Source organism: Streptosporangium sp. H13245, from assembly GCF_055690525.1.
Genome location: NZ_JBSZKT010000028.1, coordinates 38,475 through 54,091 on the forward strand (window position 1 = coordinate 38,475; position 15,617 = coordinate 54,091).

Genomic DNA, 15,617 nt, shown 5'->3' on the forward strand with positions numbered 1-15,617 from the left:
GGCCCGGGAGGGCGGCCTAGGGATCGCCGATCTCCGCCTGGGCGGCCAGCACGGCCTGCCGGAGCGGCCGGGCTCCGCACAGGTCGGCGAGCTCCAGCGCCGCCTTCAGGTGAGAGCCCGCGTCCTGGGGGCGGCCGGACCGCCGCAGGGCCTCGCCGAGCCCGTACAGGGAGATGGCGTGTTCGAGGCGGGCGTCGGTCGCTCCGAGCAGCCGGACCGACTCCGTCAGCATTTCAAGCCTCCGCGGTCCGGTCACGGTACCGGACGCCGATCGAAGGGCCCTGCCGACCGCCCTGGACGTCCCCCACCCGGCCGCGGCGGTGAGCAGGCCCTGGGCCACCGCGTGCGCCTCCTCGTGCCGTCCCCGCAGGAGCAGGCATCGTACGAGCGGTGTGCGCCAGTCGAGGATCTCCGGATTGGTGATGCCCATGGTGTGGCAGTGGTCCCTGGTCGCCTGCGCCAGTTCCAGCGCGCGCTGGGTGTGGCCCTGCGCGACGAGCAGATTGATCTCGCCGTCGGCGTAGATGTAGCGGTTGAGCTCGGGGCCGTGGGCGGCCTTGACCTGGTTGAGAATGGACCGTGCCTCTTCGAGGCCGCCGCGCGCCAGCAAGGCCGAGATGAGCGAGTTTCCGACGAATACCAGCCCGAGGTCGAGGCCGCTGTTCTTGGACGCCTCCACGGCCAGCCGCCCGTCGTGGATGGCCTCGTCGAGATCGCCCTTGGCGAGCATGACCATCGACCTGTAGGTGAGCGCGGGGGCGGTCCCGCGTAGTGAGCCGGCCTTGCGGCTGTGCTCAAGCACCGTCTCGATGGACGACAGGAGCCGAGGGTTGTCGCAGGGTCTCAGCGCGTACCACGCGCACGTCAGCAGGGGGAACGCCTGCGGCTGCCCGATCAGGCGATCGCCGGTGATGGCCCGCAGGGCGCGCCGCTCGGCCGACGCGCGCCTGTTCCGCATCGCGTCGTGGAGCGCGAGGCTGCATTCGAGCATGAGGCCGCCGGAGGAGGAGTCGGGTTCCTGCGCGCCGAACTCGTCGAGCGACGCGACGAGGTCGGTGCCGTACGGCGTCCCGTAGGCCACCATGCCGATGCAGGACTGCAGCGCCCTGCTCGCGGTGACGGAGAGACGGCTCTCCCTGTCGAGGGCGGACTGGCACGCCAGCGCCGCCTGCCTGGGCCGGCCGATCGTCCAGGTGGTGCAGGCGAGGATGAAGGCGATCTCGGCGCGCCGCTCGGGGTCGGGCTCCAGGGTGAGCACCTCGGACAGGCTCTCGATGGCCTGGGGCATGTTCACGAGCGCCTCGGCCATGCCGAGCCGGGTCAGTACGTCCAGTCGCTGGTCGGCGCGGGCCTCGTCGAGTTGCCTGCGCAGGAATGCGACCGCGCCGTCGACCGATCCGCGGGCCAGGCTGAGGTCGATGGCCTCGCCGAGTATCGCCGTCGGATCGTGCTCTCCCGTACCGGGGGGAATCCGGAGCAGGTGGGTCGCCGCCCTGATCGGGTCGTGGCCGGCCAGCGCGGCGCCGACGGCGCGCACGTGAAGGTCGACCCGGCTGCTCGCCCTGATTCCGGCGTAGACGGCTGACTGGATCAGCGGGTGACCGAACGAGAATCGCGCGGGCACCCCGTGCGAGGTGACCAGGTCGTTGACGACCAGCGAGGACACCGCGTCGAGCGCCTCCCGCGACGAGAGCCCGGCCACCTCGCCGAGCGCGTGGGCACCGGCGCCGTCGCCCAGCACGGCCAGGGCGTGCGCCACGCTCGTGGCGTCCGGCGGCAGGTGACGGAGCTGCCCGGCGACGAAACGCTCGATGTTCGGCGAGCCCTGGAGCAGGGCGGGTTCGTGGCCTTCCGGCGCGTTCAGCTGGCGGCCGAGCTCGCGTACCAGGAACGGGTTTCCGCGGGTCGAGTCGTAGCATCGCCGGACGAGCTCCTCGTCCGGCGGGGCGGCGATGAGGCCGGCCAGCAGTTCGGCGCAGCCACCGGGGGTCAGCGGGGTCAGCGTGGCCGTGACGGCCAGGGGCAGTCCGGCGATGACCGAGGCGATGTGACCGACGCGTTCGGACCCCGGGCGCAGCCCGGCCACGACCACCGCGGGAAGCCCGTCCAGCCGCGCGGCCAGGTAGGCGAGAAACTGCGCCGACGAGGCGTCGCTCCAGTGCAGGTCGTCCACCACGATCAGGAGCGGGTTACGTGACGCCAGGTCGTGGGCGAGCCAGAAGAGCGAGTTGATGATCGAGTACTCGCCCTGCGGGGTGGCCGGATCGGCGCTCGCCGGTCGCAGGACGGACGGCGCCGGAACCGCGGGATCCCTGACGAACGGCTCGAACAGCTGCCGGACGCAGCCCCAGGCGTAGTCGACCTCAAGGTCGGTGCCGCGAGCGCAGGCGACCGTGAAGCCCAGTTTCTCCCCCCGCACCCGGGCGTGGTCCAGCAGGCTCGTCTTGCCGATCCCGGCCGGTCCCTCCACGAGCAGGAAGCCGCCCTGCCGCCCGGTCATCGCGGTGTTCAGGATCCGGCCGATGAGGCGCGTCTCCGCCGTTCGCTCCACCAGGGCGGGCCCGGGGGGACCGTCCTCCGCCCTCTGGGTCTCGGGGGGACCGTTCCCTGGCTCGGGCTCGGGCACGACCGCCTGGCCCGGGGCGGGCAGGTCGAGGCCGGGGTCCTGCCGGAGGATCGCCGTTTCGAGCTCGCGGAGCGGGAGCCTCGGGTCGATGCCCAGCTCGTCGAGCAGCCGGTCGCGCAACCGGTGATAGACCGCCAGCGCGTCGGTCTGCCGACCGCTGCGGTACAGGGCGACCATCAGCAACCCGTGCAGATCCTCGTCGTACGGGTACGGCTCGGCCAGTCTCTCCAGCTCCGGCACCAGCTCCAGGTGCCTGCCGAGCGCCAGCCTGGCCTCCGCCAGCCCCCGCTCCGCGCCGTGCCGGAGCCGCTCCAGCCTGGCCGTCTGCTCCTTGAACCAGGACAGCCCCGCCACGTCCTCCAGGGGGCGCCCGCGCCACAGTCCCAGGGCGGCCGTGAGCGTGGACGCCCGCGCGGCGGGATCGGTCTCCCGCTTTCCCCGCTCGATGAGGGCCTCGGCCATCCGGACATCCGTGTCCACCGCGTCGAGGATGAGCACGTACCCCGGCGGGCGGGCCACGATCGCCCCGGGCACCGCCAGCAGCCTGCGCAGATAGGACATGTGGCTCTGCAGGGTGTTCGTCGCCGTCGCGGGCGGCCTGCCGTCCCACACCGCGTCGATCAACCGGCCCGCGTCGACCACGCCGCCGGCCCGCAGGGCCAGGACGGACACCACCGCCTTGCGGCGCAGCCCGGAAACCGGTAGGACGCTGTCTCCCGCGACGACGTCCACCGGGCCGAGGAGCCGCACCCGGACGGGGTCGGGGTGGCCGCCGGGACCGCCGGAGACACCCATCGCCACATCACCCTCCGGACCGTGCGCCGTCCGAGCTGAGACGAATTCAGGCTAACCGGCCAGAACAAGGTTGAACACCGGATTAAGCCGCCACGTTCCAGCGCCACGTCAGCCGCGTTTTAGCGCCCGGTGGCGGTGTTCCCGGGTACGACGGGACTCCCTCTCGGGGGTGGCAGTATTCACCAGTGTCCACACGGAGGGGGCGATGTGCGTACCGAGGACCTGTCCGAGGCGGAACGCCGGGTGTGGGAGGCGTTTCCGCGAGGCGAGGAGGTCGACTTCACCACCGGGAAACCGGAGGAGGACGACCCGGCCGGGGGGACCGCCTGGGACGCGGAGCGGACGATCCGGGCCAGGGTGATCGCCGTCCTGCTGATGAGCGACATGGGCGAGGAGTCACCCCGGTCACACCGGATCCCGGCGCTCCGCGTCAAGGGGGCCCGGATCGTCGAACGGGTGAACCTGGCCTACTCCACCCTCCGGCACTCCGCGCGGTTCCTGTCCTGCTTCTTCGAGGAGGACCCCTCCCTGTACTGGGCGCGGTGCCCGCAGCTGAACTTCAAGGGCTCCCACCTGCCTGGCCTGGCCGGTTCCAACGCGCAGATCGACGGGCACCTGCTGCTGGAGGGGTGCGTGTTCACCGGCCGGGTGGAGCTGCACGGGGCCCAGATCGCCGGAAGTCTCATCCTGGACCACGCGCGGACCTCCGCGACCGGTCTGGCGATCGACTGCGACCGGCTCCAGGCCGGGCGGCGCATCTCCGCGACCGGGCTCGACGCCGCGGGCCAGGTCAGGTTCTCCAGGGTCAAGGTGGGCGACACCGTAATCCTGGATCATGCCCGTCTGGCGGCTTCCGGCGAGACGCTGGTGCTGGACGAGCTGATCTCCGACGGGAGTGTCTTCTGCCGGTGGATGACGGTCACCGGGATGGTCAGCCTGCGCAACGCCCGGGTGACCGGGCCGTTCGGCTTCACCGGAACCGTGATCGACCACCCCGGCGAGATGGCCTTCCGAGGTTCCAGGATCACCGCCGAGGGCGGCCTGTACCTGGGCGCCGGGTTCACCGCGACGGGCATCGTACGGCTGGCCAACTCGCGGGTCGACCGGGAGCTCAGCCTGAAGGGCGCCCGCCTGACCCATCCCGGCGGTGACGCGCTCCAGGCCGCGGAGCTGCAGATCGAGGGGACCCTCAACGCGCGCGGGCTCATCGCCGAGGGGCGGGTGGACCTCTCCCAGGCACGCATCGCGGGAGCACTGAACCTGACCGCCGCGAACCTGACTACCGCCTTGCCAGACACGCCCGCGTCCCCAGGCACGCCCGCTTCTCCCGATATGCCCGCGTCTTCCGATATGCCCGGCGACGCCCCCGGCGCGTCAGGCGCGTCCCGCGCGGTCGCCCTCGACGCCGATGGAGTGAACGTCGGGGGCGGGCTGTCGTGTACCGGGGGTTTCGTGGCCGAGGGCGCGGTCCGTCTCGCCGACGCGCGTATCGGCACGTTCGCCGACTTCAACGGCGCCCGGCTGGGCAACCCCGGCGGACAGGCACTCGACCTCGCCGGGGCGAGCGTCGGCGGTGGCCTGGAGTGCGGGCGCGGCTTCGTCGCGGAGGGCGAGCTCAGCCTGATCGGGACCCGTGTCGGCAGGCACCTGTATCTCGACGACACGACGCTGTCCGCGCCGGGCGGCCGGGCCCTGGCCGCCTGGCAGCTGGAGGCCCGCGAGCTGTACCTGCGCCCCAGGCGGGCACCCGAGGGCACCGTCGACCTGCGACATGCCCGGATCGGCGTCATCCGCGACGACCCCGCCACCTGGTCCCCGCGGCGCCAGGACGGCCTCACCTACGAGGCCCTGGATCCGATGTTGCCCGCCGCCCGGCGCCTGGCCTGGCTGAAGGACGACCCGGGCGGGTACGCGCCGCAGCCGTACGAGCAGCTCGCCGCCATCTACCGGCGGCTGGGGCACGACGCCGACGCCCGTACCGTCCTGCTGGTCAAGCAGCGGCGGCAGCGCGCCACGCTCCCGCTGTACGCGCGGGCCTGGGGCCGGCTGCAGGACGTCACCGTCGGGTACGGCTACCGCCCCGTCCGCGCCGCCCTGTGGTTCCTGGCCCTGCTCGTCACCGGCACCGTCGTGTTCGCCCTGAACAACCCGCCCCGCGCGGAACCCGGCAAGGGCCCCGTCTTCAACGCCCTCGTCTACGCGCTGGACCTGCTGTTCCCGCTGATCGACTTCGGGCAGGAGAAGGCGTACCAGCCCGCCGGTGCCACCCAGTGGGTCGCCTACGGTCTCGTGATCGCGGGCTGGGTGCTGGTCACCACCATCGCCACCGGCATCACCCGCGCCCTGTCCCGCCAGTGACCGCGAGGTGGCCCGTCCCGGCCCGTCCCGGCTCGGCACGTGGGAGTCCTGAGCTGTCCGACCATGCGTTTCCTCCCGTCCGGCGTCACCCCCGCCGGGTGAAGACGCCCCGGAGACCGGACGGCCGGATTTTCACCGCGGGCGTCACCCATCACATCCGCACCGGAAGGGTAGGACATCATCATGGCGGCCCGAGACCACGAACTCCTGCACGCTGCCAAACGCGTCGCCGCCGCACTGGGCCTCACCCCCGACGAGGTCATGCGGCGCGTTGTGGAGCTGGGCCGCGGCGACCGCGCCGACTGGTCCAGCAGCGAGCTCCTGCTGGTCGCCCTCGCCCAGCTGACGGCCGAACGGCCGGTCCCTCCCGGAGCGGGCGGGCGTGCCGAGACGGTCGAGACCGTCAAAGCACCACGCCTCGGCGTCATGGAGGAGGAGAACAGCGAAAAGCCACACAGGGCGCGTTCCCAGCGCAATTTCGGCTCCTGAGTTCCGGCTCCTGACAGAAAGGATCGCCAAGAGCCAGAATTACACCGATATTTCCCTCGATCGGGCCTTCCCTCCCCGCCTCCGTCCTCCCAGGTCACACACGACGGTGCTCCCGGCCGTACGGGCGTCAGAGGTTGATCTGGTAGAGGATGAAACCCCGGTTCACGGCGACCTCGTCGTAGAGCCGCCGGGCGACGGTGTTGCTCTCCTGGGTGGACCAGTAGACCCGGCTGCAGTCGCGGGCGCGCGCCCACTCGGTCACCGCCTCGATCAGTGCCCGCCCCGCGCCGTTGCCCCGGGCCCGAGGCGCGGTGAACAGATCCTGCAGGTAGCACACGTCCGGCGCCGTGGTGCTGGCGTGGATGAGGAAGTGCGCGATGCCGACCAGCTCGCCGTCGAGCTTCGCGCCGAGGGCGTGCATCCGGACGTCCTCCCGGAACTCGTCCCAGGCCCTGTCGTACAGCTGGGGCGTGAGGGTGCGCTCGTAGAAGTCGTTGTAGCCGCGGAACAGGGTCTCCCAGTGGGGACGGTCCGCGGAGCGGAGCTTGCCGATCTTGAGCATGCGATGTCCTCCGGGCGAGGGTCGGGAGTTCAGCCCCTATGTCCCCCGTGGGAACCGTCCCGAACTCGGAACGACCCGGTGATCCCGCTCCTTCGGGGACCGGTCACCGGTACGGCTGCCACCTGGCCGTCTGGTCGCGGGTCCTGAAACTGCGCATGCGGTCCTCCCACTGCGGCCGGATGCCCGGGTTGCTGCGCAGGACGGGCACGACGCTGGTGACCAGTTTCAGCTCACGGAGGCGGCGCAGGACCGGGAAGCCCGGCCAGCGGGTGACGTCGAAGCCGTAGCCCTCGGCGAGCGGCGTGTGCTCGTCCCAGGGATAGTCCATCCGCAGGCGTCCGACCGCGACGGGGGCCAGGTCCCACTCGCGCGGGCCGATCGCCGTACTGTCGAAGTCGCACAGCACCGGCCCGCCGGGGCCCGCGATGACGTTGCCCATGAACACGTCGCCGTGGATGACCCCGGCGGGAAGCGCGTAGTCGAGTGCGGCGAGCCGTTCCTCGATCTCGTCGCACTCGTCCAGCAGAAAGGTGTGGTCGCTCGCGGGCAGGTCCTCCGGCTCGTCGAGCCGCTGGCGGACCTCGACCATCGGGGTCCACGCGGGCAGGTCCACCGGCGGGTCAGGAAGCGTGTGGAGCCGCCTGAGCACGGCGGCCAGGTCGCCGCCGCCGGGACGCGGCCCCACCTCGGGGGTCTCCTCCCACAGGGTGACCAGGTGGCCATCCACCTGGAGCGGCTGCTCGCAGCCGGGCAGCAGCCGTACGGCGGGGAAGTCGTGGTCGGCCAGCCAGCGGGCGACCCGCACCACCGTCGGCACGCGGGAGCGGGCGGCCGAGGACCCGGCGACGCGCACCACGACGGGTGCGCTCTTGAGACGGAAGACGGCGTTGTTGGTGAACTTGATCAGCTCGGCGTCGCCGGGCGCGAGCCCCACCCGGGCGCGGACCGACTCCAGCAGGGAGTGGAGCCGGTCCCGGGTGAGCCCGCCGGCGTGGTCGGTGGTCATCGTCACGCGGCGCGCACCACCGAGATGCGCCGGGCGAGGTCCTGCGCGTCACCGCTGTGCGCCCGCATCATCGCGACGGCCTGCAGCGGCGCGAGGCGGTCGATGATCCTCACCGAGCGGATCTCGGTCGCCAGGGTGACGGCCTCGTCGCCGTTGGCGATTCCCGAGGTCATGTCGCCCGCTCTGAGCTGCACCGTCGCGAGGGCCGTCAGCTCGAAGGCCCTGCTCCTGGCCATGCTCGGGTCGCGCTGCCCGAGCGCGTCGGTGAGGAACCGCTCGGCGATGCCGAGGTGGCTGTCGAGGTGGGTCTCGGCGAGGTCGGCGTGGACCATGCCGCTCGTCGCGTCGAGGTCGGCGGTGCCGAAGAAGCTCACCCAGGCGGGCGACTCGCGGTCACGGGCACGGGCCAGCTCGTCGCTCGCCCTGTTGATCGACTTGAGGGCGAGATCGCTGTCGCCCAGCAGCGCGTAGGCCCAGGCCTCGTTGGCGAAGAGCATCGCCACGGTCCGCTCGCAGCTGGCGTCCTGCGCGCAGATCTGCCCGAGCTGGAAGAACCGCAGCGCGTCCAGGATGCGGTCGCAGTGAAGGTGGACGCGTCCCATCCGGTACAGGACGTTGGCGGCGAGCGAGGGGTTCCTCGCGTACTTGGCCTGCTCCAGCGCGCGGGCCAGGTGGCCTCTGGCCGCCCCGTACAGGCCGACGTCGAAGGAGGTCCAGCCCGCGAGGTTGTGCTGGTCGGCCAGCGCCTGGTGCAGCCGCAGGGTGACCGACTCCGGGCAGGTGGCCCGCAGCAGCCGCTGCGACCAGGTCAGCTGGGCCACCACCGCGTCGCGGCAGACACCGCCCCCGTGCCGGTAGTCCAGGGCGCGCAGCGTCCGGGTCACCGTCTCGATCTGCTCGACGTCGGCCATGCCGATGCGGTACGGGACGGGGGTCTCCGTGGGGGTCAGCGGCTCGGCCCACTCCTCGGCGTCCCCGACCACCGCGCCGATGGTCACCTGCGCCGCGTGCGCGAGGAGGCGGCGTACCTGCTCGTCCTCACAGAGGTCGTCGCGGTGGTCGGCCGCCGCCGCCCCGGCCGGCGCGGAGGAGGCGTCGTAGGCCAGCCCCATGTAGCCGCGCGGGATCCCCAGCCCGTCGGCGATCCGGCCGAGCACCTCGTACGCCATCACCTGGCGGCCCTTGAGGATCTCGGAGATCTCCGACTGGGACTGTGCCGTGAGGGCGGCGATGTGACGCTGCGAGACTCCGATCCGCTGGAGTAACCGGTAGACGGTGGCCATGTCGCGGGCGGCCAGAGCCTGACGCATCTGTGGACGTTCCCAGAGCGCCGGGTCGATTTCCTGCGCGTTCCCACTGCTGACGTTCATGCCGACCTTTCCCGGCCGAGTCCCCTTGACGGGCTCCCTTGACGCCAAGGTAACCGCCGACCGGGCGCCACCGGAGCCGTATCGGTGCGACCGATCGTGCAAGGTGATCGGCCCGGCCTATCACCGGGCCGACCTGCGGACAGTATTGGTCCTGCGACTCTCCGTATATCGGTCTTGTCCCGCACCATGGGTAATTCAGACCAGCGAGCGGCCGGGCGTCCCGGCGACCCCGTGCCGCCGATGCCCTACGCGATAGGAGCCACGATGCTCACCGAGCACGCTCTGGTTCTGGAGTCCGGCGTGCACGGCAAGCTCCACGACCGCTTCCGGATCACCGCCTGGTGCCTTCCCCAGCGCGACGCCGCCCGCCGCGCCCGCAGGCTGCTCCACGACCTGCTGTCCCGGCCGCCGTTCGCCGCCTGCGAGGTCGCCGAGCTGGAGGTCGTGGTCACCGAACTGGCCACCAACGCCAGCAGCTACGCCCCGGGCCCGTACGAGCTGCGGGTCCTGCACGACAACGACCTGCCGATCAGGGCCGAGGTCGCCGACGCCGGAGGCGGGGTCCCGCTGATCGAGCGCCTGCTGCACCGCCCGTTCACCGCCCCCGGCCACGTGGACGAGCTGGAGCTCGGCGGGCGGGGCCTGCGGATCGTCGACGAGTTCACCGCCGGGCACTGCGGGGCTCGCTGGACGCGGCTGTGCGGTACCGGGCAGATCGGGACCGGCGTCTGGTTCGACCTGCCCGTACACCGTCCCCGGACGTGACCTCCGCGCGCCACCCGGCCGCCGGGTCCGGTCACTCCGGGGCCGGGTCCGGTTGCCAGGGCCCGCCGTGGTCGAGCAGGCGTTCCAGTCTCTCCGCGTACGGCCGCCAGTCCAGTCCCCTGCCCGCCGCCCAGGTGTCGTCGTGGCAGGTTCGCAGGTGGCGCGGATCGGCGTCGCCGATCACGGTCGCCACGTCACCCCGGACACCCCGGGCGCGCATGCGCGTGATCATCTCCAGCGCGCCCCACAGGTTCGTGCCGGTGGCGGCGCCGACCGGCGGCCCGACGTCCCGGCGGACGCGGCGGGCGGCGGCCACACTCGCGGCGTCGGGTACGGGGACGACCAGGTCGACGAGATCGGGAACGAACCCCGGCTCCAGGCGCGGCCGGCCGATCCCCTCGATCCTGGAGGGCATGCCCGTCCCGTAGTCGGCGGCGCCGCTCGCCCAGCCGGGGAAGTAGGCGGAGTTCTCCGGATCGACCACGGCCAGCCGTCCCGGCAGGTCGTGGTCGCGCAGGTGGCGGCCGACGGCCGCGGACGTGGCGCCGGTGCCCGCGCCGACCACGACCCAGCGCGGGCACTCCTCCAGCTGCCCGAACAGCTCCTCGGCCAGGCTTCCCCCGCGCCAGTCGACGGCCGCCGCCGAGGTGTAGTGGTCCAGGTAGTGGCCGCCCACCCGCCCGGCCAGCTTCGCGGCCTCCGCGTAGATCGCCAGGGGCGGGTCGACGTGCAGGCACCTCCCGCCCAGCCGTTCGACGCCCTCCCCCGACGACTTCTTCGGCATGACCGCGACGTACGGCAGGCCGAGCAGCCGGGCGAAGTACGCCTGTGCGACGGCCATCGCGCCCCCGCTGGCCTCCACCACGGTGGTGCCCTCCGTGATCAGGCCCTCGGCGATCGCCCGCGTGAAGAGTGCCCGTGCCAGCCGGTGCTTGAGGTTGCCCGTCGGCTGCGCGGACTCGTCCTTCAGCCACAGCCGCACCTCCCACCCGGCGGGCAGCGGGAACCGGCGCAGCGGCGTGGGAGGGGTCAGCTCCCTCTCGCTATCCAGCTTCGCGATCGCCTCCGCCGCCCACGCACCGCCGCCGCTCATACCAGCAATCTAGTGCGATCCGCCGATCCTGCGTCGGCCGGGGACACGTCACGACCGGCATGCTCACCGGGGATCGACCGGGGTTACCGGCCGGGTACGCGGGCCGACCGGGTCACGGGCTCTGGGGCTGCATGGACTGGCCCTGGCGGTACATCCGCGGGGGCTTGTTGCCCGCGTACTGACCGCCGTCGATGGGCAGGACCACCCCGGTGATGAAAGACGACTGGTCGGAGCACAGCCACACGACGGCGTCGGCGACCTCCTCGGCCCGGCCGACGCGGCGCATGGGTGTGGCGAGACCGGCCATGCGCTGGGCCTCCTCGCCCGCGGCCCTGAGGTGGTGGGTGAGGATCGGCCCCGGGGCCACGACGTTGACCCGGATCCCCTGGTCGGCGTAGTCGAGCGCGGCGACCTGGGTCAGGCCGATGATGCCCGCCTTGCCGGCCACGTAGGCGGCGAGGTTGGCGGTACCCCGCGTCCCGGCGATGGACGCCATGTTGACGATCGCGCCGCCGCCCGAGCCGAGCATCGCCTGGATCTGGTACTTCATCCCGAGGAACGTGCCACGGACGTTGGTGCGGATCCCCCGGTCGAAGTCGTCGGGGTCGATGTCGGCCAGCGGTGCGGGCAGGGGCCCGTCGGTGGCGTTGTTGAAGGCGGCGTCCAGGCGGCCGAACGCGTCCAGCGCGTGCCGGACAAGCCGCTCGGACGACGTGGCGTCACCGACGTCGGTGGGCACCGCCAGCGCCCGGCCCCCCTCCGCGCGGATGGATTCGGCGACGGACTCCACCGCCCGCTCGTCACGGGCGCCCAGCACGACGGCGGCACCGGCACGGGCGAAGGCCCGCGCGGTGACGGCGCCGATGCCCTTGCTGGCTCCGGCGACGAGCGCGACCCTGCCGTCGAGCGGGCGGTCTCCGGTCGAGTGCGTCGTGGCGGTCATGCTGTGCTCCCCGTGGAGAAGATCATCGTGTGCTCCCTGTGCTGGGCGAGGTGAACGGCCGCGCCCCGGCGGCCCGTGTCACCAGAATGATAGATGTCTAATGATTAGACGTCAAATGGTTAGAGCACGATGTTACCGTGAGCACATGCCGCCACCCTTCGGGCCGCCGATCGGCCTGCGCCTGGCCCGTACCGCCAAGTCCGTCAGCCGCGCCTTCGACGAAACGCTGGCCGAGGCGGGCGGGTCGTTGCCGGTGTGGCTGATCCTCATCTCCCTCAAGACCCACCGGCTGGGCAACCAGCGCGAGCTCGCCGAGGCGGTCGGCATCCAGGGGGCCACGCTGACCCACCACCTCAACGCGATGGAGAGCACGGGCCTGCTCACCCGCCGCCGCGATCCGGCCAACCGGCGCGCCCACATGGTGGAGTTCACCGAGGAGGGGGAGGCCCTGTTCCATCGGCTGCGGGAGGCGGCCATGACCTTCGACCGGCGGCTGCGCGCGGACCTGAACGAAGAGGACATCGCCGCCTTCGAGCGGGTGCTCGCGACGATGGCGCACAACGTGCGGGACACCCCCGGTGCCCCCGACGCCCCGCACGTCCGGGGCGCGGCAGACTGACCGGGGGCGTTCCCGACACCGGGGGCGTTCCCGCGCCCTTCACCGGCCGGAGCGTTCCCCTCATTACCGACGTTCCGCGTCGTTCACCGGTCAGGGCGTCCCCGTCACCGTCGGCGCCCCGCGTCCTTCACCGGCTGGGGCTCCGGGAGTTTCCGCACCGCACCCTCGGGAGCCCTCGCGTACGCGGCGGAAAACCCGGCGGCGCGAGGCCGCCCCTCTCTGTTACCGTCGATGGAGTTCCGCCGGACGAGGCCCGGCGGCAAGTGTGGAGGAAGCCATGGCTGCCCGGGATCTGACACCGGGCCACCGCATCGCACCGGCCGTTCCGGCGCGGTGACGACCGAGGTCGACGCCCAAGTGGTGGTCGGCCCTCTCCTGTGGTGCCCGGTGACGTCGCGATCATGTTGACGCACGACACCGTTGGAGCTTTCCCATGTCACACGACATCTCATCCACCTGGTACGCGAACTTCTTCACCGAACTTCCCAACGAGTTCTGGCGGCGCGCGGCGACGCCGGAACTCACCGAGGCGGACGTCGACTTCATCGAACGCCACCTCGGCCTGCCCCCCGGAGCCCGCGTCCTCGACGTGCCCTGCGGCAGCGGCAGGCACACGCTGGCACTCGCCGCGCGTGGCCACCGTCTGACCGGTGTGGACATCTCGGCCGAGGCCATCGGGTACGCCCGGCGGGCCGCGGCCGACGCCGGGCTCGACGTCGATCTCGGCATCGCCGACATGCGGGACATCCCGCGTGACGGCTCGTTCGACGCCGCCGTCTGCATGGGCAACAGCTTCGGCTACCTCGAACCCGAGGGAACCCGCGAGTTCGTCGCCGCGCTGGCCGACGCGGTCCGGCCGGGCGGAGGGCTGGTGGTCGACTTCAACGCGACGGCCGAGTCCGTCCTGCCCGGCTATCCGGGTGAGCCGCGCCAGATGCGTACGGGCGACATCACCGTCACGGCGACGACGGGGTACGACGTCACCCGCAGCCGCCTGATCAGCGGATACCGTTTCACCCGGGGCGGCGAGGAGCTTGAGGTCACCGCGATCCACCACGTCTACACCAGCGCCCATCTGGGCCAGATCCTCACCGACGGCGGTTTCACCAGCGTCGAAAGGTTCGGCGGGCCTGACGGCTCGCCCTTCGAGATCGGCGCCGGACGGTTGCTGCTCACCGCGCGCCGGGCGGAGGAACCGCACCCGGCGGGAACGTGAGCACCGGCCCCGCCGGGCTCCCGGCAAGAACCGTCTCCTAGGCGCCACGCCCTGACCCGCGCCCTGGACCACGCCTGAGACGGCCCCACCGCCTGCCCTCCGGAAATGATCGGGGGCGGGCGGTGTGCTCCCGGCGCACGCCGGACCGGTGAAGCGGCCCGTCACATGGCGCGGCGGCGGTTTTCCGAGAGCGGCGAACGTCGGGATCACGGCACTTCAGGGACGGGAAAACAGGGGAAACGGGGGAAACGGGGGAACACGTCAGAGCACGGGAAACCGGGGAAGGACCCGATACGAGAGGACGAACCGCCGAGGAAGGCCGTAACTCATGAGGATCACGCTGGTCCAGGGGGACATCACCACGCAGGACGTCGACGCCGTCGTCAACGCCGCCAACTCCTCGCTCCTGGGCGGCGGCGGAGTCGACGGGGCCATCCACCGGCGCGGTGGTCCCGCCATCCTCGCCGAGTGCCGCGACCTGCGCGCCTCCCACTACGGCAAGGGGCTGCCCACCGGCCAGGCCGTGGCCACCACGGCGGGAGACCTCCCGGCTCGCTGGGTCATCCACACCGTCGGCCCCGTCCACTCCCCCACCGAAGACCGCGCGCACCTCCTGGCCTCCTGCTACCGCGAATCCCTGCGCGTCGCCGACGAACTCGGCGCCACCGGCGTCGCCTTTCCCGCCGTGTCGGCCGGGATCTACGGCTGGCCGATGGACGACGCCGCCCGCATCGCCGTCGACACCGTACGGGCCACCCCGACACGGGTGACGGACCTGCGGTTCGTCCTGTTCACCCCGGACGCCTACGCCGCCTTCGAAAAGGCCCTCGGCACCACGGGGTCGTGAACCGGCCCGGCCGGACAGACCCGGAAGGCTCCCCGGACATCGCCGCCGCCTTCCAGCGCTCGCCGGTCCGTCACGCGGGCGGACAACACGGGCGGCGCGGGCGTCAGGCGGGCTCGTCGCCGAGTGCTCCCTCCAAACCCAGGTCCCCATCCGGGTAGGGCGTCGCGGGACGGCGTCCCGGCAGGGGCCACCGGCCGCCCCCGCGGTGTTCCCGCGGAGCGAGGGTGAAGGACCCGGTGAACCAGGCGGCGAGCAGCGCGCGGTCGACCAGCGTCAGGCCGGTGCCCGCCGCGCACTCCCTGGCCGGAGCCGTGAAGGTCGCCGAGGTGACGAGCACGCCGTGGTGGCCGGGATAGGCGTGGAGCGCGCCGAGAAGGTCGCGGATCTGGGGTGAGCCCACCGAGGTGCCCCAGCGCTTGCACTGGATGACGAAGCGGTCGCCACCGGGCGCGGTCGCGACGACGTCGACGCCGCCGTCACCGCTGCCGCCGATCCTGCGCACCCCGCGGAAGCCCTCTCGCCGTAGCAGGGCCTCGACGAGGGCCTCGAACCGGTCGCCGGTCATGCGGTCGACGCGTTCGAGGCGCGCGTTGTCCTCCAGCCACTCCCGCTCCCTGGCCTCGATCACCCGGTGACGGAGCAGGAGCGCCCCTGCCAGGACCGCGATCAGCGCGATCGTGCCGCCGATCACCAGCGGCCAGTTGGCGACGACGACGTCGACGAGCCACATGGCGACCACGACGAAGGCCACGGCCGCGACCGCCCACAGGAGCCCATCGCCCTCTCTCCGGCGCGCTCTTCGCCCGCCGGACGCCCGCCGTCGCACCTTCTTGGCGGGGGTCCGTCGCCGTGCCATCGCGCACCTCCGGGGGACGAGGTTGGAACGTTGCCGCTGACCCTGTCGACTTTGACAACGGGCACCGACAAT

13 protein-coding genes are annotated in these 15,617 nt (G+C 72.3%); 6 read left to right on the forward strand and 7 right to left on the reverse strand.

The annotated features are described in order from the left end of the window. Window positions 1–16: 16 nt before the first annotated feature. Window positions 17–3,421 (reverse strand): BTAD domain-containing putative transcriptional regulator, encoded by a 3,405-nt coding sequence (locus tag ACW9TB_RS29020; protein WP_472751251.1) that lies wholly within the window; start codon window positions 3,419–3,421, stop codon window positions 17–19. A 207-nt stretch (window positions 3,422–3,628) separates the two neighbouring features. Between ACW9TB_RS29020 and ACW9TB_RS29025 the strand changes: the two genes are divergently transcribed. Together ACW9TB_RS29025 and ACW9TB_RS29030 are read left to right on the forward strand one after the other, a co-directional pair. Beyond that, a complete protein-coding gene (locus tag ACW9TB_RS29025) occupies window positions 3,629–5,779 on the forward strand; it encodes a hypothetical protein (protein ID WP_472751252.1) in 2,151 nt (716 codons plus the stop codon). Between the two features lie 183 nt (window positions 5,780–5,962). Next, window positions 5,963–6,268: a hypothetical protein gene (locus tag ACW9TB_RS29030; protein WP_472751253.1), complete on the forward strand. Its 306-nt coding sequence runs from the start codon at window positions 5,963–5,965 to the stop codon at window positions 6,266–6,268. A 127-nt stretch (window positions 6,269–6,395) separates the two neighbouring features. Here the strand turns inward: ACW9TB_RS29030 and ACW9TB_RS29035 are convergent, their stop codons facing one another. From ACW9TB_RS29035 to ACW9TB_RS29045, 3 genes are all read right to left on the reverse strand, one after another. Continuing rightward, the gene (locus ACW9TB_RS29035; protein WP_472751254.1) at window positions 6,396–6,830 is read right to left on the reverse strand and encodes a GNAT family N-acetyltransferase; all 435 of its coding nucleotides are present in this window, start codon (window positions 6,828–6,830) and stop codon (window positions 6,396–6,398) included. A 103-nt stretch (window positions 6,831–6,933) separates the two neighbouring features. Next, complete coding sequence (locus ACW9TB_RS29040) at window positions 6,934–7,836, reverse strand: phosphotransferase enzyme family protein (protein ID WP_472751323.1); 903 nt, start codon at window positions 7,834–7,836, stop codon at window positions 6,934–6,936. Between the two features lie 2 nt (window positions 7,837–7,838). Next, window positions 7,839–9,146, reverse strand: a complete 1,308-nt coding sequence (locus tag ACW9TB_RS29045) for a helix-turn-helix domain-containing protein (protein WP_472751255.1) — start codon at window positions 9,144–9,146, stop codon at window positions 7,839–7,841. A gap of 246 nt (window positions 9,147–9,392) precedes the next feature. Between ACW9TB_RS29045 and ACW9TB_RS29050 the strand changes: the two genes are divergently transcribed. Further along, entirely contained in the window at window positions 9,393–9,971 is a 579-nt protein-coding gene (locus tag ACW9TB_RS29050) for an ATP-binding protein (protein ID WP_472751256.1), read from the forward strand. A gap of 31 nt (window positions 9,972–10,002) precedes the next feature. Here the strand turns inward: ACW9TB_RS29050 and ACW9TB_RS29055 are convergent, their stop codons facing one another. Both ACW9TB_RS29055 and ACW9TB_RS29060 read right to left on the reverse strand, forming a co-directional pair. Next, window positions 10,003–11,064 (reverse strand): PLP-dependent cysteine synthase family protein, encoded by a 1,062-nt coding sequence (locus ACW9TB_RS29055; RefSeq protein WP_472751257.1) that lies wholly within the window; start codon window positions 11,062–11,064, stop codon window positions 10,003–10,005. Between the two features lie 112 nt (window positions 11,065–11,176). Then, the gene (locus ACW9TB_RS29060) at window positions 11,177–12,007 is read right to left on the reverse strand and encodes an SDR family NAD(P)-dependent oxidoreductase (RefSeq protein WP_472751258.1); all 831 of its coding nucleotides are present in this window, start codon (window positions 12,005–12,007) and stop codon (window positions 11,177–11,179) included. Window positions 12,008–12,152: 145 nt separating this feature from the next. On the opposite strand from ACW9TB_RS29060, the gene ACW9TB_RS29065 reads away from it, so the two are divergent. From ACW9TB_RS29065 to ACW9TB_RS29075, 3 genes are all read left to right on the forward strand, one after another. Continuing rightward, window positions 12,153–12,626, forward strand: a complete 474-nt coding sequence (locus ACW9TB_RS29065; RefSeq protein ID WP_472751259.1) for a MarR family winged helix-turn-helix transcriptional regulator — start codon at window positions 12,153–12,155, stop codon at window positions 12,624–12,626. 433 nt (window positions 12,627–13,059) lie between these two features. Then, window positions 13,060–13,842: an SAM-dependent methyltransferase gene (locus ACW9TB_RS29070; RefSeq protein ID WP_472751260.1), complete on the forward strand. Its 783-nt coding sequence runs from the start codon at window positions 13,060–13,062 to the stop codon at window positions 13,840–13,842. Window positions 13,843–14,170: 328 nt separating this feature from the next. After that, window positions 14,171–14,689 carry an O-acetyl-ADP-ribose deacetylase gene (locus ACW9TB_RS29075; RefSeq protein ID WP_472751261.1) on the forward strand — a complete coding sequence of 173 codons (519 nt, stop codon included), beginning with the start codon at window positions 14,171–14,173 and terminating at the stop codon, window positions 14,687–14,689. Between the two features lie 103 nt (window positions 14,690–14,792). On the opposite strand, the gene ACW9TB_RS29080 is transcribed toward ACW9TB_RS29075, so the two are convergent. After that, window positions 14,793–15,545 (reverse strand): restriction endonuclease, encoded by a 753-nt coding sequence (locus tag ACW9TB_RS29080; RefSeq protein ID WP_472751262.1) that lies wholly within the window; start codon window positions 15,543–15,545, stop codon window positions 14,793–14,795. Between the last annotated feature and the right edge of the window lie 72 nt (window positions 15,546–15,617).